This window comes from Noviherbaspirillum sp. (assembly GCF_036563305.1).
Taxonomy (GTDB): domain Bacteria; phylum Pseudomonadota; class Gammaproteobacteria; order Burkholderiales; family Burkholderiaceae_D; genus Noviherbaspirillum.
In genome coordinates, this window is sequence record NZ_DATCMQ010000013.1 from 104,945 (window position 1) to 124,939 (window position 19,995).

General features: G+C 64.1%; 25 protein-coding genes. 16 read left to right on the top strand and 9 right to left on the bottom strand.

Annotation, left to right across the window (positions count from 1 at the left end; all coding sequences use genetic code 11):
* Nucleotides 1-14: 14 nt before the first annotated feature.
* Nucleotides 15-644, top strand: a complete 630-nt coding sequence (ureG, locus tag VIM12_RS10925) for an urease accessory protein UreG (RefSeq protein ID WP_331941659.1) — start codon at nt 15-17, stop codon at nt 642-644.
* Here ureG and VIM12_RS10930 read toward each other — a convergent pair.
* Together VIM12_RS10930 and VIM12_RS10935 are read right to left on the bottom strand one after the other, a co-directional pair.
* A complete protein-coding gene (locus tag VIM12_RS10930; protein ID WP_331941660.1) occupies nt 641-1,438 on the bottom strand; it encodes a competence/damage-inducible protein A in 798 nt (265 codons plus the stop codon). The genes ureG and VIM12_RS10930 overlap by 4 nt on opposite strands.
* 70 nt (nt 1,439-1,508) lie before the next feature.
* Nucleotides 1,509-2,336, bottom strand: coding sequence for an EI24 domain-containing protein (locus VIM12_RS10935; RefSeq protein WP_331941661.1), 828 nt, complete (start codon nt 2,334-2,336; stop codon nt 1,509-1,511).
* A gap of 187 nt (nt 2,337-2,523) precedes the next feature.
* Between VIM12_RS10935 and VIM12_RS10940 the strand changes: the two genes are divergently transcribed.
* The 4 genes from VIM12_RS10940 (at nt 2,524) to VIM12_RS10955 (ending at nt 3,969) form a co-directional block, all read left to right on the top strand.
* Nucleotides 2,524-2,832, top strand: coding sequence for a hypothetical protein (locus VIM12_RS10940; RefSeq protein WP_331941662.1), 309 nt, complete (start codon nt 2,524-2,526; stop codon nt 2,830-2,832).
* A gap of 68 nt (nt 2,833-2,900) precedes the next feature.
* Entirely contained in the window at nt 2,901-3,257 is a 357-nt protein-coding gene (locus VIM12_RS10945) for an FKBP-type peptidyl-prolyl cis-trans isomerase (RefSeq protein WP_331941663.1), read from the top strand.
* A 122-nt stretch (nt 3,258-3,379) separates the two neighbouring features.
* Entirely contained in the window at nt 3,380-3,583 is a 204-nt protein-coding gene (locus VIM12_RS10950) for a hypothetical protein (RefSeq protein ID WP_331941664.1), read from the top strand.
* 131 nt (nt 3,584-3,714) lie between these two features.
* The gene (locus VIM12_RS10955) at nt 3,715-3,969 is read left to right on the top strand and encodes an acyl-CoA-binding protein (protein ID WP_331941665.1); all 255 of its coding nucleotides are present in this window, start codon (nt 3,715-3,717) and stop codon (nt 3,967-3,969) included.
* A gap of 20 nt (nt 3,970-3,989) precedes the next feature.
* On the opposite strand, the gene VIM12_RS10960 is transcribed toward VIM12_RS10955, so the two are convergent.
* The 4 genes from VIM12_RS10960 to VIM12_RS10975 all read right to left on the bottom strand — a co-directional run bounded on the left by VIM12_RS10960 (nt 3,990) and on the right by VIM12_RS10975 (nt 7,448).
* Nucleotides 3,990-4,265, bottom strand: a complete 276-nt coding sequence (locus VIM12_RS10960) for a polyhydroxyalkanoic acid system family protein (RefSeq protein WP_331941666.1) — start codon at nt 4,263-4,265, stop codon at nt 3,990-3,992.
* A gap of 15 nt (nt 4,266-4,280) precedes the next feature.
* The gene (locus tag VIM12_RS10965; protein WP_331941667.1) at nt 4,281-5,273 is read right to left on the bottom strand and encodes a D-glycerate dehydrogenase; all 993 of its coding nucleotides are present in this window, start codon (nt 5,271-5,273) and stop codon (nt 4,281-4,283) included.
* Nucleotides 5,274-5,280: 7 nt separating this feature from the next.
* Nucleotides 5,281-6,702 (bottom strand): sodium:proton antiporter, encoded by a 1,422-nt coding sequence (locus tag VIM12_RS10970; RefSeq protein WP_414691784.1) that lies wholly within the window; start codon nt 6,700-6,702, stop codon nt 5,281-5,283.
* A gap of 83 nt (nt 6,703-6,785) precedes the next feature.
* Entirely contained in the window at nt 6,786-7,448 is a 663-nt protein-coding gene (locus VIM12_RS10975) for a lactate utilization protein C (protein ID WP_331941669.1), read from the bottom strand.
* Nucleotides 7,449-7,787: 339 nt separating this feature from the next.
* Between VIM12_RS10975 and fdxA the strand changes: the two genes are divergently transcribed.
* The 6 genes from fdxA to VIM12_RS11005 all read left to right on the top strand — a co-directional run bounded on the left by fdxA (nt 7,788) and on the right by VIM12_RS11005 (nt 12,437).
* Complete coding sequence (fdxA, locus tag VIM12_RS10980; RefSeq protein WP_331941670.1) at nt 7,788-8,111, top strand: ferredoxin FdxA; 324 nt, start codon at nt 7,788-7,790, stop codon at nt 8,109-8,111.
* 743 nt (nt 8,112-8,854) lie between these two features.
* Nucleotides 8,855-9,145, top strand: a complete 291-nt coding sequence (locus tag VIM12_RS10985; protein WP_331941671.1) for a hypothetical protein — start codon at nt 8,855-8,857, stop codon at nt 9,143-9,145.
* Nucleotides 9,146-9,210: 65 nt separating this feature from the next.
* Complete coding sequence (locus tag VIM12_RS10990) at nt 9,211-10,446, top strand: polyhydroxyalkanoate depolymerase (protein WP_331941672.1); 1,236 nt, start codon at nt 9,211-9,213, stop codon at nt 10,444-10,446.
* 111 nt (nt 10,447-10,557) lie between these two features.
* On the top strand, nt 10,558-11,325 hold the full coding sequence (gene rsxB / locus VIM12_RS10995; protein ID WP_331941673.1) for an electron transport complex subunit RsxB: 768 nt from the start codon (nt 10,558-10,560) through the stop codon (nt 11,323-11,325).
* A complete protein-coding gene (gene nth, locus VIM12_RS11000) occupies nt 11,322-11,972 on the top strand; it encodes an endonuclease III (RefSeq protein ID WP_331941674.1) in 651 nt (216 codons plus the stop codon). The genes rsxB and nth overlap by 4 nt, the downstream gene beginning before the upstream one ends.
* Before the next feature lie 42 nt (nt 11,973-12,014).
* A complete protein-coding gene (locus tag VIM12_RS11005; RefSeq protein ID WP_331941675.1) occupies nt 12,015-12,437 on the top strand; it encodes a DUF1841 family protein in 423 nt (140 codons plus the stop codon).
* 69 nt (nt 12,438-12,506) lie between these two features.
* On the opposite strand, the gene VIM12_RS11010 is transcribed toward VIM12_RS11005, so the two are convergent.
* Both VIM12_RS11010 and VIM12_RS11015 read right to left on the bottom strand, forming a co-directional pair.
* On the bottom strand, nt 12,507-12,848 hold the full coding sequence (locus VIM12_RS11010) for a cytochrome c (RefSeq protein ID WP_331941676.1): 342 nt from the start codon (nt 12,846-12,848) through the stop codon (nt 12,507-12,509).
* Between the two features lie 11 nt (nt 12,849-12,859).
* The gene (locus VIM12_RS11015; RefSeq protein ID WP_331941677.1) at nt 12,860-13,180 is read right to left on the bottom strand and encodes a cytochrome c; all 321 of its coding nucleotides are present in this window, start codon (nt 13,178-13,180) and stop codon (nt 12,860-12,862) included.
* Between the two features lie 363 nt (nt 13,181-13,543).
* On the opposite strand from VIM12_RS11015, the gene VIM12_RS11020 reads away from it, so the two are divergent.
* The 3 genes from VIM12_RS11020 to VIM12_RS11030 are packed head-to-tail and all read left to right on the top strand — an operon-like array spanning nt 13,544 to nt 16,170.
* Nucleotides 13,544-14,398, top strand: a complete 855-nt coding sequence (locus tag VIM12_RS11020) for a MoxR family ATPase (protein WP_331941678.1) — start codon at nt 13,544-13,546, stop codon at nt 14,396-14,398.
* Nucleotides 14,399-14,402: 4 nt separating this feature from the next.
* Nucleotides 14,403-14,999 carry a GNAT family protein gene (locus VIM12_RS11025; RefSeq protein WP_331941679.1) on the top strand — a complete coding sequence of 199 codons (597 nt, stop codon included), beginning with the start codon at nt 14,403-14,405 and terminating at the stop codon, nt 14,997-14,999.
* 1 nt (nt 15,000) lies between these two features.
* The gene (locus VIM12_RS11030) at nt 15,001-16,170 is read left to right on the top strand and encodes a hypothetical protein (protein WP_331941680.1); all 1,170 of its coding nucleotides are present in this window, start codon (nt 15,001-15,003) and stop codon (nt 16,168-16,170) included.
* Here VIM12_RS11030 and VIM12_RS11035 read toward each other — a convergent pair whose 3' ends face one another.
* Nucleotides 16,171-17,001, bottom strand: coding sequence for a response regulator (locus VIM12_RS11035; RefSeq protein WP_331941681.1), 831 nt, complete (start codon nt 16,999-17,001; stop codon nt 16,171-16,173).
* Between the two features lie 232 nt (nt 17,002-17,233).
* On the opposite strand from VIM12_RS11035, the gene VIM12_RS11040 reads away from it, so the two are divergent.
* Together VIM12_RS11040 and VIM12_RS11045 are read left to right on the top strand one after the other, a co-directional pair.
* Nucleotides 17,234-19,222, top strand: a complete 1,989-nt coding sequence (locus VIM12_RS11040; protein WP_331941682.1) for a DNA topoisomerase IV subunit B — start codon at nt 17,234-17,236, stop codon at nt 19,220-19,222.
* Between the two features lie 3 nt (nt 19,223-19,225).
* Nucleotides 19,226-19,984, top strand: coding sequence for a lytic transglycosylase domain-containing protein (locus VIM12_RS11045; protein WP_331941683.1), 759 nt, complete (start codon nt 19,226-19,228; stop codon nt 19,982-19,984).
* The last annotated feature ends 11 nt before the right edge of the window (nt 19,985-19,995 follow it).

Consider the following 19,995-nt stretch of genomic DNA (forward strand, 5'->3'; position numbering starts at 1 on the left):
ACTCTCAGACAAAGATGACGACAACTTCCAATCCCCTGCGCGTCGGTATCGGCGGCCCGGTCGGCTCCGGCAAGACCGCATTGTGCGAAATGCTGTGCAAGGCGATGCGCGACCGCTATGACATGGCCGTGATCACCAATGACATCTACACCAAGGAAGACATGGAGATCCTGCTGCGCGCCGACGCGCTGCCGGCGGAACGCCTGATGGGCGTGGAGACCGGCGGCTGCCCGCATACCGCGATCCGCGAGGACGCCTCGATCAACCTGGAAGCGATCGCACGCATGAGTGCCGACTTCCCCGACCTGGATCTCATCCTGGTGGAGTCCGGCGGCGACAACCTGGCGGCGACCTTCAGCCCGGAGCTGTCCGATCTGACCATCTACGTGATCGACGTGGCGGGCGGCGAGAAGATTCCGCGCAAGGGCGGGCCAGGCATCACCCGTTCGGACCTGCTGATCATCAACAAGACCGATCTGGCGCCGCATGTCGGCGCCAACCTCGACATCATGGCCAGCGACGCAAAGCGGATGCGCGGCGAGCGGCCGTTCATCTTCACCAACCTGCGCAGCGGCGACGGCGTGGAGAAGGTGGTCGACTTCATTCGGAGGCAAGGCCTGCTGGACGACCTCAAGGCACGCTAGGCCGGGACGTATTCGGCAGCAAAACCGTCCAGGCCCGCAAGCAATCGCGCAAATGCCTGTTCGACCTGCGCCGGGTCGCCCTTGACGCCGAGTTCGATATGGCGCCGCGTCGCGGCATCGCCCACGCTCGGCAGGCTAAACACCTTCACCAGCGGATACGCAGCCTCGATCTGCTCCATCAGCGGGGTCAGCGTCGATTCGGCCTGCCCGTACACCAGGACCGCCTTCTCCATCCGCGCGACCTGCCGGAACAGGTGCGAATAGTGGGTGTCGAGCACCCATTCGATCATCGGCCAGGCCATGACCGGAAAGCCCGGCACGAAATGATGGCCGCCGCTGCCGTGCAGCACGCTGAACCCGGGGATCTTGTTGTAGGGATTGGGGATGATGCTGCAGCCTTGCGGGAACTCCCCCATCCTCAGGCGGTGCGCATTGTCCGGCGCGTTGAAATCCGGCTCCCTGCCCTCTTCGCGGGCCACGTCGGCAATCCTTTCCTCGATCAGGCGCCGGGCCTCGGGATGCAGGGCCAGCGGCACCCCGAGCGCTGCCGCCGCGCATTGCCGCGTGTGGTCGTCCGGGGTGGCGCCGATGCCGCCGCAGGAAAAGACGATGTCGTCGCCCGCCATGCTGCGCTTCAGCACCCCGGTGATGCGGGCGCGGTCGTCGCCGACGTATTCCGCCCACGATAGCTGCAGGCCGCGCGCGCCCAGCAGTTCAACGACCTTGGGGAAATGCTTGTCTGCCCTTTTGCCGGAAAGAATTTCGTCGCCGATGATGATCAGTCCAATGGCCATGCGGTTATCCGTGCGCTCTCAATTGCGAAACGGGCATTATGCCGGATGCGTCGAATCCCGGCCGGCGGCCTCAGTTCAGGTCTTTCAGCACGCCGGGCACTGGCGGCCGTCCGCGTTGGTCTGCCAGCACGGCCAGGCAGTAGTGTTCGAACCAGAGGCCGGTGAACACGAAGACCAGCACGTAGAGCCAGATCGCGCCTGCCGCGAGCAGCGGAAACAGGATCACCGACAGCGCCCCGCCGAGCCACAGCAGCGTGGGGGCGGCGCCCATCGCACCGGTGATCGTCCCCATCAGCAGCAGGGGCCAGCGGTGGCGGCGCAGGAGATCGCGCGCCTCGTCGGCGCTCGCATGCTCGGACAGCGCGTCGTACGCCATGACCCGGTAGGTCAGCCATCCCCATAGCAGCGGCTGGACCACGAAAGTCAGCGGCGGAAACAGCGACAGCGGCAAGGTGACGATCCACAGCACGGCGAACAGGATGAAGGAATGGAATGCGACCCAGAGCCCGCCGAGCAGGCTGCCGCCGCGCCGCTTTTCCAGCGCGGGATACCATCGTCCGCCGACGTGGCGCACGATGGCGGGCATGGCCATCACGCCGACGAACACCAGGGCGGTCAGGATCATCAGCGGCAGCAGCACCCACATCGCCAGCAACGGCACCAGCACCGTCTTGACCATCCCGAGCCCGAACCAGCCGAGCACATCGCCGGCCGTGCTGAAGCCGTCGTTGGCGATGAACCAGCCGTGCAGCCAGTCGATCATCGGCTGCAGGCAGAGCCACAGCACCACGCCCCAGAGCAGGACAGAGACCACGAAGGGAAGCACGGTGAGCAACAGCATGCGCAGGTGCAACTGGCTGAGCACCGCGCGGCCGAAGGCAATCATCAGCGCGCGCACCGGTCCGCCCTTCTTCTATCCGGCATCCTTCCCGTCAATCGTCCTGTTTCGTGCATGTTCCCGTTCTGCCTTTCCCATTCATGCCGGCCATGAAAATAGCACCGGTCTTGAAAACCTTCAATGCAAGGATTGAACCGGCGGCGCCAGCGCCGCGTCTGAACCCGGACATCACCTGCATCCGCGATTCATGTTCCTGATACAGATCCTGCTTCCGTTGTACGACAACCAGGGCCGGCGCCTGCCTGCCGCGGTACACGGCATGACGCGCGACGAGCTCGTCGGCCGCTTCGGCGGCCTCACCGCCTACACGCGCGCGCCGGCAAGCGGCCTGTGGCAGGAGGATGCCGGGCATACCGTGCATGACGAACTGGTCATCTATGAGGTGATGGCGGACGCGCTCGACGCCTCCTGGTGGCGCGAATACCGGCAAACGCTGGAACGAAGGTACGCGCAGGCCGAACTCGTCGTCCGCGCACATGAAATCGTGCAGCTGTAGCGGGCGCTGCGCAAGGCACGCAACTGCTACAATCCCGCGTTCGATAACCAACTGACAAAGGAACCGACATGCCCTCCACGATGACCGCCTCCGGACTGCAATACGAAGACCTCACCGTCGGCTCCGGCGCGGAAGCGCAGGCCGGCCAGCACGTGACCGTGCACTACACCGGCTGGCTGCAAAACCCGGACGGCAGTGCCGGCAGCAAGTTCGATTCCAGCAAGGACCGCAACGATCCCTTCGATTTCCCGCTCGGCGCAGGCCACGTGATCAAGGGATGGGACGAGGGCGTGCAAGGCATGAAGGTGGGCGGCGTGCGACGCCTGGTCATTCCCTCCTCGCTCGGTTATGGTGCGCGCGGTGCAGGCGGCGTGATCCCGCCGAACGCCACCCTGATTTTCGAAGTGGAACTTTTGGGCGTCTGAGCACTCTTTCCTAAGAGCAAGCTCGAAGCCGGTGGTGATGACGCAAATGTTGTCGGCCTAGCTGACGGTATGCGTCTTTTTCCAACCCGCCGCCCTGTGCGGCGAACACCGGATCCGGCTTCATGCATCTGCATCATCTCCTGCGGGCCGCCGCCTGTGCGGCCCTCCTGGTTCAGCTTTCGGGCTGCGCCGTCGTCTCTGTCGCCGGCGCAGCCGTGACTGTCGCCTCGACTGCGGTCAGCGTCGGCGTCGCCGCCGGCTCGATGGCGGTGGGCGCCGCAACCACGGTCGGCGGCGCACTGATTCCCGACGACGACGACGAATGAGGCCTGCCCCACGCTCCCGCGTCGAGCAGAACCTCTAGACCTTTTGCTTTTTTGGCTGCCTCTTTGATGCTATGTTGTGCTCCCGCCGCCACTGCATGGCGGCATCCGCAGATGACAAAAAGGAGAAAGACATGAGCCTGCAGGCCCAGTTCGAACAGGCGGTAGCCGATTCCAAGAACCTGCCCGAGCGCCCGGACAACATGACGCTGTTGCGGATGTACGCGCTGTTCAAGCAGGCCAGCAGCGGCGATGCCAATGGTGAGCGGCCGGGTTTCACCGACATGGTCGGCCGCGCCAAGTACGATGCGTGGGACGCGTTGAAGGGTACGCCGCAGGAAGCCGCAATGCAGCAGTACATCAACCTGATCAGCGAACTGAAGGGCTGATCCACCGCACAGGGTCGCGGCTAGCCGAAGACCCTGCGCAACTTCTCCGTCAACTTCTGCTCGATGACGGGCGCGAACGCCTTGAAGAGGATGCCCAGGCGGACCTCGACGTAAGCCAGGTTGGGTTCCAGCACCAGCGCACCGGAAACCCCGCTGCGCGCGAACACCAGCACATCGCCGTTCCATTCCAGTGCCATGTCGTAGTCACGGGCGATCTGCTCCGCGACCTGCTCCGCCGCGCGCCGCGCCGCATCCTGCGGCAGTGCGTGCGCGTGGGATATCCTGATATCCGCCATCGTGCCGCCTTGCCCTCAGTTGCTGCGGCCTGGCCAGGCCGCCGGATTGAGCATGTTCGGCGGCGTCTTGCCCGACAGCGCGGCAACCAGGTTGGCCTCCGCGCACTCCGCCATCGCGCGGCGGGTCGGTTCCGACGCGCTCGCGATATGCGGCGTCAGGACGACGTTCTTCAAGGCGAGAAAACCCGGATCGAATGCCGGCTCATTCTCGAAAACGTCGAGGCCGGCCGCGGCGATGCGTCCCTCGCGCAAGGCCGCAATCAGTGCCTTGTCGTCGACGATGCCGCCGCGCGCCACGTTGACGAGCGTCGCGCCGGGTTTCATCAGCGCGAGTTCGGCAGCGCCGACAGTGTGGTGCGTCTCCGCCGAATACGGCAGCACCAGCATCACGTGATCCGCGGTCCGCAGCAATTCCTCCTTGTCCACGTAGCGCGCATTGTTCGCGCGCGCCTCCAGCTCGGGAGCGATCGGCCTGCGGTTGTGGTAGATCACCTGCATGTCGAAGCCGGTCGAGCGGCGCGCGACAGCCTGCCCTATCCGCCCCATGCCGATGATGCCGAGTGTCGCACCGTGCACATCCGCCCCGAGGAAGCTGTCGTAGCGCCACTTCTTCCATTCGCCGGCACGCAGCCAGTGCTCGGACTCGGTGACGCGGCGGGCGGTCGCCATCAGCAGCGCCCAGGCGAAATCGGCCGTGGTCTCGTTCAGCACGTCCGGCGTGTTCGTGACGACGATGCCCGCACGGGTCGCGGCATCGACATCGATGTTGTTGTAGCCGACCGCCATGTTGCAGATCGCCTTCAGTCCGGGGCATCTGTCGATCAGGTCGGCACTGATCCTTTCGCTGGGCGTCAGGAAGATGCCCTGCTTGCCCTGCAGGCGGGAGGCCAGTTCGTCGGGAGTGAAGATCAGGTCTTCCTGGTTGGATTCGACCGCGAAATGCTGCGACAGCCGCTCGATCACGTCGGGAAAGACCGCGCGCGTCACTAGTACCCTGGGTTTGCTCATCGCTGCCTCAGAAGAAGATGAAGGTCATGATCACGAACAGTGGCACCAGCACCGCGCAGGACCAGGCCATGTAGCCGAAGAAGGACGGCATCCTGACGCCCCGCTCCTCCGCAATCGCCTTGACCATCAGGTTGGGCGCATTGCCGATGTAGCTGTTGGCGCCCATGAACACCGCGCCGCAGGAAATCGCTGCAAGCGTGCCCGCCAGGCTGGTCATCAGCACGGACGGATCGCCGCCGGCCGTATTGAAGAATACCAGATACGTCGGCGCGTTATCGAGGAAGGACGAGAGCACGCCGGTCGCCCAGAAGTACATGGCATTGATCGGCTGGCCCGAGGGGTCGGTAACCGCGCGCACCACTGCGCCGAAGGCACCGGCCTCGCCGGCCCGCAGCATGGCGATGACCGGAATGATGGTGATGAAGATGCCGGCAAAAAGCTTGGCGACTTCCTGGATCGGCCCCCAGGTGAATTCATTGCCGTCGCGGGCAGATTTCGGTGTCACCGCGAGCGAGATGAAGATGATCGCAACCAGCAGCACGTCGCGCACGACGTTCTGCAATTCCACCTCGGCCCCGGCGACCGTGAACGACACGCCCGAGCGCCAGAATCCACTCAGCAGCACCAGGCCGATGATCCCCCCCAGCAGCGCAAAGTTGATCTTCCCTTCGAAGCTGATCGCCTTGTCCGGCGTCGGATCCGGAAGCGGCAGGCCCGCCTCCTTCCTGCGGCAGTAGTAGCTGTCGAGCACGAAGAAGATCAGCAGCAGCGCGACGCACAGGAACAAGGTCTCCGGGAAGATGTTCTGCACGGTCCAGAAGAAGTCGACTCCCTTCAGGAAGCCGAGGAACAGCGGCGGGTCGCCGAGCGGCGTCAGCGAACCGCCGGCGTTCGCCACGAGGAAGATGAAGAAGACGACGATATGGGCCGCGTGACGGCGATGATCGTTGGCGCGGATCAGCGGACGGATCAGCAGCATCGACGCGCCGGTGGTGCCCATGAAGCTGGCCAGCACGGTGCCCAGCGCCAGCAGGCCGGTGTTCAGCGCGGGGGTGCCGTGCAGGTTGCCGCGTACGCAGATGCCGCCGGCGACGACGAACAGCGATGTGATCAGGATGATGAACGGGATGTATTCGCCGACCAGCGCATGCAGCAGGCCGCCGGCGGCCGTACCGGCGCCGAGGAACAGGGCGCAGGGCACAAGGAACGCGAGAGCCCACGCCAGCGTCACCTTGCCGTAGTGATGGTGCCAGAACACCGGCGTCAGCAGCGGGCACAGCGCGATCGAAAGCAGCAGGCCGGCAAACGGAATGCCCCATGTGGCGGCGAGGCCGGCGCCGTCGATTTCCGCGGCGTGACCCAGGGCCGGCGCGAGGGCGAAGAGAGCGAGGAAGGCGATCAGGCATTTTGCGCGCACGGCGGTCTCCATTTTGTAATTGGCCGCCATTTTATCCCGGGCATCGCGTCGCCCTCGGGCTTGCGCCCTACGTACTGCTACGTAGATCGCAGCGCTCAGGCTCCCTGCACCACGATGACGTGGACCCGGTAGGGACCATGCGCCCCGAGCACGATGGTCTGCTCGATGTCGCCGGTGCGGGACGGGCCGGAGATGAAGTTGACCGCGCGCGGCAGCTGCCCGTGCTCGGCGCGCGCCAGCGCAAAGGCGTCTTCCATGCCGGCGACGATGCGGGATGACGGCACCACGGCGATATGGGTTTCGGGGAGCAGCGCTGCAGATGGCCAGGTATCGGCGCCCGAAAGCAGCATCAGGGTGCCGGTTTCGGCGACCGCACAGAAGGCGCCCGTGATGCCCACCAGGTCGGGATCGCGCGGCCGGCGGAATTCCACCTCGACGCCGGCCGCGTTCCAGTCCAGCCCGGCGAGCGTATTCCAGGCGATCGCCTTGCGCGCAATGCCGTTGCTGTCGAGGTAGCGCGCGACCGCGGCCGGCACTGAGGCCATGTCGGGCGCGTCGTCCACCGTGTCGGCCATCCGCAGCGCCTGCTGCCGGAAACGCGCCTGCACGTCGTCGCCGATATCCGGCCGGGGGCCTTCCGGATGCTGAACGAGGTAGGCAAGCGCGGCATCGCGTTCGGCCTGCTGCGGCTCGGTCGGGCGCCGGTGGGCTGCGCGTATGCGGTCGAAGATGGCTTTGCGGGCGGTCGATGTGTCCATGATGTTCCCGGGATGACAATCAGCGCAGTCTACCCGAAGCCGGTGTCGTGGAAGGGGCCTGCCGCATGATTTGATTTCAGAGCGGGCCCGCAATTATTTTCATCCGTCCGGCCCGCCCCTGGGCGAGCGCCGGCGTCAGAGCCGCGTCGTCGACCGCCGCATTTGCTTATGCGAATTCTGTCTAACCCGGGTTTGTTATAAGTACTTGATTGTCTTAAAATACTAGGCTTTTCAGCGCGTTGCCCTTCCAGCCCGCAGCTGTGGCGGCGCCCCGGCACCCCCGCTGAACGCCCGTCCCCAAAACAGATTTCACTGAAAAAATTTACAGATAGGACTGTCATGACCCACGTTGTCACCGAATCCTGCATCCGCTGCCGCTACACGGACTGCGTCGATGTATGCCCGGTAGATTGCTTCCGCGAAGGCCCGAATTTCCTCGCCATCGATCCGGACGAGTGCATCGACTGCGCGGTGTGCGTCGCCGAATGCCCGGTCAACGCGATCTACGCGGAAGAAGACGTGCCCGCGGACCAGCAGCAGTTCATCAAGCTCAACGTCGAACTTGCCCGCCAGTGGCCGTCCATCACCAAGACCAAGGATCCGCTGCCGGACGCGGATGAGTGGAAGGACGTCAAGGAAAAGCTGGACCAGCTGGTCAAGTAAGCGCCGTCGTCGCAAACGGCGCCGGCCCGTACGGGCAGCGCCGCGTCCGGATCGGCGAACCGGAATCATCACAAGTACGACAAGAAGTACAAGAACGGCGTTTCAACCTCGACATTGCGTCCGGCATCCGAACCACCACCAGAATTACCGCTATCGCCGCCCGGTTCGGCTCGTTCCAGCCACGCATCCTCAAGCTCGCCGGCGTCGAGGAGATCGAAGGCGGACTCCCGCTCTACAGCCTCAAGGATCTGCCCGTTTCGTCGGCAAGGATATCGCGAGCCGTGGCGGTGACGCGGTGCCGGACTCGGCTTCCGTAGCGGCGAGGGCGACATTCGGCGCGACGCGTACATCTTCCCGGAGGATGCACATGCAGTACCGGGCGCGCCTGTGCGAGCTGCACACTATCCTTGATATCAAATCCCCGGTTGTCGATTGAGCACCCCGTCTCGCCCGAACGCCGCAGCGTCCTTCCCCTTCGCGTCGGGAATACGGGATCTCTCGGGACCTGACGTCCGATCGCAGCCGCCTATCCCGCCGGGCTTGTTGGCCGCGTACCGACAATCGCCCGGGCATCTCGCCGTCGCCGTGGATCATGCGCGTAGCGCCGTCGCAGTCGGCTGTCCTGAACCAGCATCGACACGCCGCACGTCCAAACCTTGCAATAGCCGGCCGGCTGACCTGTAGCGGAACGGTAGAAATTACAAAAATCCCCCTGCGGTATGTTCAGATTGCAAGAGCCATGCGTGAAAACTGGGAAATTCGCGGAATTACTGCCCCTGCTGAAACACAATCCGTTGGCACGCTTCCTGCTGCAGGCAAGGGAAACACAGTGTAATTGTCGGGTTTCAGTATCCTGTCTTATCGCTGCAACATGCTGCATCGCCGCCTGGCTGCTTCCCGAAGGGCCTGCTGCGGTCTTGCCGGTTCGCATTTCCTTGAAACAACAAATCGGCGTGCTTTGTGTTATGGTCGTTAAATTGACGCAGCGCACACAAAAGCGCGAGCGTTGCGGAAAACACGCAGGTTTGCGGTGACGCGTTGCAAGCGCCAGGCCGCGGCCGCATATTGAAGCAGCACCGGCATCAATTCAGAGGTCTCTATGCTTTACCAACTTCACGAACTCAATCGCACCTTCCTGAACCCGCTCATTCAATGGGCCGAGGCTTCCGCCAAGCTGTTCACGAACCCGGTATCGCCGCTTGCCCACACGCCGTTTGCACAACGCATCGCCGCCGGCTATGAGCTGATGTACCGTCTCGGCAAGGACTATGAAAAACCCGAGTTCGGCATCAGGACCGTTCCCGTTGCCGGCAAGTCCGTCGGCGTGTTCGAAGAGGTAGCGGAGCAGCGGCCGTTCTGCCGGCTGATCCACTTCAAGAAGGACCTGAGCGACAAGCAGTTCGCGGGCCTGAAGCAACCGACGGTGCTGGTGGTCGCGCCGCTGTCCGGACATCACTCCACGCTGCTGCGCGATACCGTGCGTGCGCTGCTGTCGAACCACGACGTCTACATCACCGACTGGACCGACGCGCGCATGGTGCCCCTGTCCGAAGGCCCGTTCCATCTGCATGACTACATCTACTACGTGCAGGACTTCATCCGCCGGCTCGGCCCGGACGTGCACGTGATTTCCGTTTGCCAGCCTACCGTGCCGGTGCTGGCCGCCATTTCGCTGATGGCCACGGCCAAGGACCCCAAGCTGCCGAAATCGATGGTGATGATGGGCGGGCCGATCGACCCCCGCAAGTCGCCGACCGCCGTCAATAACCTGGCCACCGAAAAGCCGTATTCCTGGTTCGAGACCAAGGTCATCTACAGCGTCCCGGCCAACTACCCCGGCTTCGGCCGCCAGGTCTACCCGGGCTTCCTGCAGCACGCCGGGTTCATCGCGATGAACCCGGGACGGCACGCGCAGAGTCACTGGGATTTTTACATGCACCTGCGCGAGGGCGACAACGAGTCGGCGGAGGAACACCGCAAGTTCTATGACGAATACAACGCCGTGCTCGACATGCCCGCCGAGTACTACCTCGAGACCATCAAGACGGTATTCCAGGATTTCGACCTGCCGCGCGGCACCTGGGAAGTGGAAGGCAAGCTGGTGCGCCCGCAGGACATCAAGAACGTCGCGTTGTTCACCATCGAGGGCGAGCTCGACGACATCTCCGGCGCCGGCCAGACGCAGGCCGCGCACGACCTTTGCTCCGGCATCCCCGCGGCAAAAAAACAGCATTTCACCGCGCCCAAGTGCGGCCACTACGGCATCTTCTCCGGCCGCCGTTGGCGGGAAGTGATCTGTCCGAAGATCGGCGAATTCATCCAGGCCAATTCCTGACCTGCGTAGCGCTGGACCTCCTGGCCGTTCCTTCCCCGGAACGGCCTTTTCATTTGTGGCATCCGGCGTTTACTCGGATAATCCTGTTTTTTCACCGCACGCCACCGCAACATGAGCCCCCGCCCGCTGGCCGATCAGATCGAAGACCTGCTGCCGCAGACCCAGTGCACGAAGTGCGGCTTTCCCGCGTGCCGTCCTTACGCGGAGGCCGTGGCCGCCGGCGAAGCGGAATACAACCGCTGTCCGCCCGGCGGCGCGCAAGGAATCGCACGGCTGGCAGCATTGCTTGGCAAGCCGGTCATCCCGCTGAACCTGGTCAACGGCATCGAGAAGCCGCGCGCGGTCGCCGTCATCGACGAGGAGATCTGCATCGGCTGCACCCTCTGCATCCAGGCCTGCCCGGTAGACGCCATCGTCGGCGCTGCCAAACAGATGCATGCCGTGCTGCCGCAGCTCTGCACCGGCTGCGATCTCTGCGTGGCGCCGTGCCCTGTCGACTGCATCTCCATGATCGAGGTGACTCCCGGCCGCACCGGCTGGAATGCGTGGTCGCAGGAACAGGCGGACGCCGCCCGCCTCCGGCACGATTTCCGTACCGCGCGGCTGCGCCGGGAAAAGGTGGAGAACGATGCACGCCTCGCCGCGAAGGCCGCGGCCAAGCTGAAGGCAGTGGAAGCCGAAGCGGCCGAGAGCCCCGAGGAAAGGGCCGCGCAGGAGAGGAAAAAGGCGATCATCCAGGCTGCGATGGAACGCGCCCGCCTGCAAAAGGAACAGCAGGCGGCGCAAGCCGCCGGCCCGACGGGGATGCCAGACGTCGCACGCTCCGTGCGGCGCGGCATCGAAGAGGTCGACGGCAAGTTGAAGCAGGATCCCCAATGAACGCCGCCAAACGCCTCGAGATCTTCCGCCGCTTCCGTGAAGCGAACCCGCACCCGACCACCGAACTGGAGTACACCACGCCATTCGAGCTGCTGATCGCGGTCATTCTCTCCGCGCAGGCAACCGACGTCTCTGTCAACAAGGCGACCCGCAGGCTCTATCCGGTCGCAAGCACCCCGGCGGCGATCCTTGCGCTCGGCGTGGAAGGCCTGGAAGAGTATATCCGCACCATCGGCCTCTACCGGACCAAGGCGAAGAACGTGATCGAGACATGCCGCATCCTGCTGGAGCGGCACGGCGGCGAGGTGCCGCGGGCGCGCGAAGCGCTGCAGGCGCTCCCCGGCGTCGGCCGCAAGACCGCCAACGTGGTGCTCAATTCCGCCTTCGGCGAACCGACGATCGCGGTCGATACCCATATCTTCCGTGTCGCCAACCGGACGAACATTGCGCCAGGCAAGGACGTCGACGCGGTAGAAGAGAAACTGCTCAGGTTCGTTCCGGCGGAGTTCCGGCATGACGCCCACCACTGGCTGATCCTGCACGGCCGCTACACCTGCATCGCCCGCAAGCCGCAATGCTGGAATTGCATCATCGCCGACTTGTGCGAATACCGGGACAAGACGCCGCTGCCTGAAAAAGGCGTGTAGCGGCGCTACAATGACGGCTTCCCTCCCGTTGCCGCCATTCCCATGTTCACACCCTCCCAGCACGACGTGCGCCGCTTCTTTTGCGAGACCTACCGCAAGGTCCAGGAAAACCAGGTGCTGACGCCACTCGAGGCCGTCGCACGGGACTGGATCGTCCAGCACCAGGAATACGCGGATGCCCTGGCGAACACGGACGAGGCACTGGCCGCCGACTATTCGGTGGAACGCGGCATTGCCAATCCCTTCCTGCACCTGTCAATGCATCTGTCGATTGCCGAACAGCTGTCGATCGACCAGCCCCCGGGCATCCGCGCCGCGTTCCTGGCACTCGCCAGGCGGCTTGGTTCGGAGCACGACGCCCATCACGAGATGATGGAATGCCTGGGCGAGATGATCTGGAATTCGCAGCGTAGCGGACTGCCGCCCGACGGACAGGCCTACGTGGAATGCGTGCGGCGCCGCTGAAACCGCGCGCGACGGACGAAAAAAAAAGCCACGCAGATGCGTGGCTTTTTGCTATGCGGGGGGCCTGACTTACTTGCGCAGGACCAGCTGCCCCGGCAGGCTGTGCAGGTAGGCTGCGATGTTGCGGATGTCGTCGCGGGTCAGCGGCTTTGCCTGTGCTCCCATGATCGCGTTGCCGCGGCCGTTGGTGCCGTTGGCGCCGCGCTGATAGGCGACCAGGGACTGCGCAAGATAATCCTCGTGCTGCCCGGCGAGCTTCGGATAGCTCGGGTCGATCGGCGTATTGTAGTCCTGGCCATGGCAGGAAGCGCAGTTGTACTTCTTGGCCGCTTCCTTGCCGGCTTCCACGTTGCCGCCGGCAACGGCGTTAAAGGAAAGCAGCGCGACGGCGCATGCAAGCATCTTCTTCATGATCGGTTCCCTTATTTCTGCTGAGCGTAATAAGCGGCGACGTCGGCAATATCCTGGTCCGACAGGCCGGCTGCGATGCCCCGCATGCTGGGGTTCTTGCGATCACCCTTCTTGTAGGCGTTGAGCGCGCTCTCGATGTACTTGGCGGACTGGCCGCCGAGCATGGGCACCTGATAGACCTCCGGGAAGCCGGACTTGTAGCCGGGGATGCCGTGGCAGCCGATACACATCGCCACCTTGTGTTCCGCCGCCTTGGCGTTGCCGACCACTTCCGCCGCTGCGGCGAAATTGGCCACGCCCGCGAGCGCGAGAAACGCGATTAGTTTTTTCATGATAGCTGGGATGATAAGTGTGAAATTCCAAAAACCTGGCCGCAAGCGCTCCGCTGTCGCGGAATGCGGCGTGATGCGCAGAACGGCTTCGGGGGAATCGCTTGCGGCCAGGTTCTTGATACATCGGCCTACCGTGTAGGTGTTGCTCTGACGCACCAAAACCGCTTAATTCTACATTAAGAGTGTCAGTCAGTCCACGCCGCTCCCTGAATGAAACCGACCGGCCCGATACGTACGCCGGCACCCGTGCGTTCAATTGCTACGATCGGCAGCGAAAAAGCGCGGTACCGCGGCCTTCCGACCCGTCCATCCGATCTCGCTTATACTTGATTTTCTTTCTTTTCTCTTTCCCGATACAAGGCCATGCGACAGGACACGCGTTTTGAAGGTTCCCAGAACTACGTAGCGACCAACGACCTGAAACTTGCGGTCAATGCGGCGCTGACCCTGCAGCGTCCGCTGCTGATCAAGGGCGAGCCGGGCACCGGCAAGACCATGCTGGCCGAGGAAGTCGCCGCGGCGCTCGGCATGCCGCTCCTGCAATGGCATATCAAGTCGACCACCAAGGCCCAGCAGGGCCTGTACGAGTACGACGCGGTCTCGCGCCTGCGCGATTCGCAGCTGGGTGACGAGCGGGTCAAGGACATCCACAACTACATCGTCAAGGGCGTCCTGTGGCAGGCCTTCACGGCGGATCAGCAGGTCGTGCTGCTGATCGACGAGATCGACAAGGCCGACATCGAATTCCCCAACGACCTGCTGCGCGAGCTCGACCGGATGGAGTTCTACGTCTACGAGACGCGCGAGATGGTGAAGGCCAAGAACCGCCCGCTGGTGATCATCACCTCCAACAACGAGAAGGAACTGCCGGATGCCTTCCTGCGCCGCTGCTTCTTCCACTACATCAAGTTCCCGGACAAGGACACGATGGAACAGATCGTCGACGTTCACTTCCCCGAGCTGAAGAAGGATCTGCTGGCGCAGGCGCTCCAGACCTTCTACGAGGTGCGCGACGTGCCCGGCCTGAAGAAGAAGCCTTCGACCTCCGAGCTGATCGACTGGCTCAAGCTGCTGCTGGCCGAGGACATCCCGGCCGAGGCGTTGCGGAGCAAGGATGCAAAGGCGGCCATTCCGCCGCTCCACGGCGCACTGCTGAAGAACGAGCAGGATGTCCACCTGTTCGAGCGGCTGGTCTTCATGTCCCGCAACAACCGCTGAGGCCATGATCCGTCCCGAACCGGTCACCCTGGAGCTGAACGGCGTACGCCTGGAACCGATGAGCGCGGCGCATGTGCTCGACCTCGCGCGTGCGGCGCGCGACGGCGAGCTCTGGAAGATCCGCGTGACTTCGGTGCCGGCCCCGGGCGAGGAAGCCGGCTACGTCGACAGCGCGCTGGCGATGCGCGAAGCAGGCAGTCGATTGCCCTTCGTCGTGCGCGAGCTCGGCAGCAACCAGGTGATCGGCTCGACCAGCTATCACGACATCGTCCCGACGATCGACCGCGTCGAGATCGGCTACACCTGGTACGGGAAGTCCTGGCAGCGCACGCGCGTCAACACCAGCTGCAAGCTGATGCTGCTGCGTCATGCCTTCGAGACGCTGGGATGTCGGGTGGTCGGTTTTCGCACCGACAATTTCAACCATGCGTCGCGCAACGCGATTGCCCGGCTGGGCGCGCACTGCGACGGCGTGTTACGCCATCATGCGCTACGCCGCGACGGCACCGTGCGCGACACGGTGATGTTCAGCATCACCGCAGGAGAGTGGCCGGAGATCCGCGCGCACCTCGAGTACAAGCTGGGACTATGGAAAGACTGACATGCTGATCGACTTTTTCTTCACCCTCAAGGATGCGAAGATCCCCGTCTCGATCAAGGAATTCCTGATCCTGCTGGAAGCCATGCAGAAGAACGTCATCAGCCCCTCGCTCGACGACTTCTACTTCCTGTCGCGCACCACGCTGGTCAAGGACGAAGCCCACTATGACAAGTTCGACAAGGCGTTCGGGCTCTACTTCCGCGGCATCGACGCGATCTTCGACAAGCATCCCGAAATTCCGCTGGAATGGCTGCAGAAGCGGATGGAGCGCGAGCTGACGCCGGAGCAGAAGGCGGCCATCGAGAAGTTCGGCTACGACAAGCTGATGGATCGGCTCAAGGAACTGCTGCAGGAGCAGAAGGAGCGCCACGAAGGCGGCAACAAGTGGATCGGCACCGGCGGCACCTCGCCCTTCGGTAACGGCGGCCAGAACCCGGAGGGCATCCGGATCGGCGGCGAAGGCGGCAACCGCAGCGCGGTCAAGGTGTGGGAGGCGCGCGCCTACCGCGACTACGACGACGAGCGCGAGCTCGGAACGCGCAACATCAAGGTCGCCCTGCGCCGGCTGCGCAAGTTCGCGCGGGAAGGCCTGGAGGAGGAACTGGCGCTGGACGACACGATCCGGGCCACCGCCAGCAACGCCGGCTATCTCGACATCAAGATGCAACCGGAGCGCAAGAACAACATCAAGGTGCTGATGCTGCTCGACGTGGGCGGCACCATGGACGACCACATCGCCCGCACCGAGGAGCTGTTCTCGGCGGCGAAGACCGAATTCAAGAACATGGAATTCTTCTACTTCCACAACTGCGTCTACGACTACCTGTGGAAGAACAACCGGCGCCGCCATGCCGAGCGTTTCCCGGCCTGGGACATCCTGCGCAAGTACCCGCCCGACACCAAGCTCATCTTCGTCGGCGACGCCACCATGAGCCCCTACGAAATCCTGCAGCCCGGCGGTTCGGTCGAGTACAACAACGAGGAAGCCGGCGCCGTCTGGCTTCAGCGCTTCACCACCACCTTCCCGAAATTCATCTGGCTCAATCCCGAGCCGGAAGGCCTCTGGCAGTACCGGCAGTCGATCAGCGTGATCCGGCAGATCGTGAACAACCGGATGTTCCCGGTGACGATCGACGGGCTGGAACGGGGAATGCGGCTGCTGAGCAAGTAGCTAGCGTACCGACGGCAGGAAGCGGCGCAGCAAGGCCATCAGGTGCTGCGTCGACAGCGGTTTGCGCAGGAATCCGTCGACCCCGGCAAAACGCGCCTGTTCCCGGTCGTAGACGAAGTGCGGACCGACCAGAAGCGCGCAGGCCATGCGCAAGGGCGAGTCCTGCTCCTGCATCGCCCAGCACAGGCGGTACGGATCGACATGCGGCGTCGAGGTATTGAGCAGCAACAGCGCGACCGGGCGCTGCTCGCGCAAGGCGATGGCGTCGGTCTCGCTGTTGACCCACTCCACCGGCACCTTGTAACGCAGCAGCAGGTCGGCAAGCACGTCGTACAGCGCGGGATTTCTGTCCACCACCAGCACCATCCCGTCCTCCGGCACCTTGCGCCGCATTTTTTCGTACTGCGCGGGATCGCCCAGGTCGAGGTCCGGCCGATGGCGCCGGCGGCGTTCCGCTACCCGCACCACGTCGGAAGCCTGCAGGCGCGAGAGCGCATCGGCGCGCTGTACGACAAGGCGGTCCAGCACCGCCAGCACCGACTGCCAGGTGTAGGGACGGGGAACGCAGGGATGCGGCAGGTCGACCGCGGGCGCGCCGACCAGGAGTGCCGGCCGGATCTCGGACGGGCAAAGGTCGTTGACGGTCGCCAGCGCATGCAAGTCGTCGGCATTCGCCACGTGCAGGTCGGGATCCTGCAGGTTGTCCTCCTCGAGCACGAGGTAGCGGAAGCCGCGCTCGCGTTCCTGCGCAAGGTGCTCCGCAATGCGCTCCTCCTCGGAATGGCTGAATCCGAGCAGGCGGACGGCGAAGGGGAAGGCCTGTTGCGACATCCTTGCATTGTATAAACAATTGTCGCTGTTGCACCATCCGCCGCAGTACTACACCTTCCGGCCATGTCCTGCGAACGATTGACTGGCCCGTCGTCTAAGCCGGTCGGACGGCAGGCGGCATTTCCGGCCCGGCCAGCGCCGATGCGCGCCGCTCGCTTTTTTCATTAGAATGCTGGGACTTGTGCTTAAATACATCCCCTTCTGCAATCCGCTTTCTCGCGCTCCCCACTGAATGGCAACCAGAAAATCCTCCGCCTCCGATTACAGCGAAGCCTCGATCCGCGTCCTGAAAGGACTGGAACCGGTGAAACAGCGGCCGGGCATGTACACCCGGACCGAGAACCCGCTGCACATCATCCAGGAAGTCATTGACAACGCTTCGGACGAGGCGCTCGGCGGCCATTGCAAGAACATCCTCGTCACCCTCAATGCGGACGGCAGCGTCAGCGTCGAGGATGACGGTCGCGGCATCCCGGTCGGGCTCCATCCGGAAGAGAAGGTGCCGACCGTGGAAATCGTCTTCACCCGGTTGCACGCCGGCGGCAAATTCGACAAGGGCTCGGGCGGCGCCTACTCGTTCTCGGGCGGCCTGCACGGGGTCGGCGTCTCGGTGACAAATGCGCTCTCTTCGCGACTGGAAATCACCGTCTGGCGCGAAGGCGGCGTCCACCAGCTCGCTTTTGCGGACGGCGAGGTCGTCCAGAAGCTGAAGACGCGGCCGATCACCAGGGACGACAAGCGCTCGGGCACCCGTGTCACGGTCCTGCCGAACCCGAAATATTTCGACTCCTCCGCCATTCCCGGCGCCGAACTGCAGCGTCTGCTCCGCTCCAAGGCGGTGCTGCTGCCCGGGGTCAAGGTGACTTTGCTGAATGCCAGGAACGGCGACAGCCAGACCTGGCAGTACGACCAGGGACTGCGCGGCTACCTGGTCGAGGCGCTGGCGCAATCCTCGCACGCCGATCCCTTGATTCCGCTGTTCGAAGGCGAGCAGTTCGCCGGGCGCGACGCCGAGGGCTTTGCCGAGGGCGAGGGTGCATCCTGGGTGGTGGCCTGGACCGAAGAAGGCAATGTGGTGCGCGAGTCGTATGTGAACCTGATACCGACACCCGCCGGCGGCACCCATGAAGCCGGCCTGCGCGAAGGCCTGTTTGGCGCGGTCAAGAGTTTCGCGGAGCTGCATTCGCTGCTGCCCAAGGGCGTCAAGCTGCTGCCGGAAGACGTGTTCGCGCGCGTCTCCTTCGTGCTGTCGGCCAAGGTGCTGGATCCGCAGTTCCAGGGCCAGATCAAGGAACGCCTGAACTCGCGCGATGCGGTTCGCCTGGTCGCGTCCTTCACCAGGCCGGCGCTGGAACTGTGGCTGCACCAGCACGTCGACTACGGCAAGAAGCTGGCCGAGCTGGTGATCAAGCAGGCCCAGTCCCGGCTGCGCTCCGCGCAGAAGGTCGAGAAGAAGAAGTCCTCCGGCGTCGCCGTCCTCCCCGGCAAGCTCACCGACTGCGAATCGGACGACATCTCGCGCAATGAACTGTTCCTGGTGGAGGGCGACTCCGCGGGCGGTTCCGCCAAGATGGGCCGTGACAAGGAATTCCAGGCGATCCTGCCGCTGCGCGGCAAGGTGCTGAACTCCTGGGAGACCGAGCGCGACCGCCTGTTCGCCAACAACGAGATCCACGACATCGCGGTGGCGATCGGCGTCGACCCGCACGGCCCGAACGACACGCCCGACCTCTCCGGCCTCCGCTACGGCAAGATCTGCATCCTGTCCGATGCGGATGTCGACGGCTCGCATATCCAGGTCCTGCTGCTGACCCTGTTCTTCAAGCATTTCCCCCAACTGATCGCTCGCGGGCATATCTGCGTCGCACGGCCGCCGCTGTACCGCGTCGATGCACCGGCGCGCGGCAAGAAGCAGGCGCAGAAACTGTACGCGCTCGACGATGGCGAACTGGAAGCGATCGAGGACAAGCTGCGCAAGGACGGCGTGAAGGACGGTGCATGGAGCATCTCCCGCTTCAAGGGCCTGGGCGAGATGAATGCCGAGCAGCTGTGGGAAACCACGATGAATCCCGATACCCGTCGACTGCTGCCGGTCTCGCTCGGCGATTTCGATCTCGCCGCTTCCGAGTCGCGCTTCAACATGTTGATGGGCAAAGGCGAGGCCGCCGCCCGCCGCGCATGGCTGGAAGAACACGGCAACGAGGCGGAAGCCGACATCTGAGCCATGCGCATCCGGAGGATACTGGCCACACTACTACTTGCCGCCGCCGCCCTGCCGGCCGCGGCGGACATATATGGCTATATCGATGCCGACGGTATCGCGCACTTTTCCACGGAGCGGCTGGACGAGCGCTACCAGCTGTTCATGCGCGGCGATGCGCCTTTCGACTCCTCCCGCCTTGGCAGCCAGGCGCCGGTCGAGCCGACGCCGCTGGCCCGCTACCTGACCGGCCATCCCGGTTTGCGGAAGGTGGAGCCGCTGCTGCAGGAAGCCGCGTTGGAATTCGCGCTCGATCCCGCACTGCTGAAGGCCGTGATGGCAGCCGAATCGGCATTCAATCCCGCGGCGGTCTCGCCGAAAGGCGCTGTCGGACTGATGCAGATCATGCCGGCCACCGCCGAGCGCTACGGACTGCAGGGCGACCGCAAGCGCAGCCTGTCACAGAAGCTGACCGACCCGAGGACCAATATCCGCCTTGCCGCCCGCTATCTGCGCGACCTGCACAGGCTGTTCCCGTCGCAGCCGGAGCTGGTGATCGCCTCATACAATGCCGGCGAGGGCGCCGTGCAGCGGCACAACAACCGCATTCCTCCGTATCCGGAAACGCGCAATTACGTAAGGGTCGTCAAGCAGTTCTACCAGTTGTACAGGCCCGCCGCGCAGGCCCTGACCGTCGCGCTGCACGACGGCCACGGCCAGGCGCCGCGGCGCATCCGCATGACCATACCCGGCCGCCGCAGCATGCCGGACCCCATTGAATAAGCATCGATTCC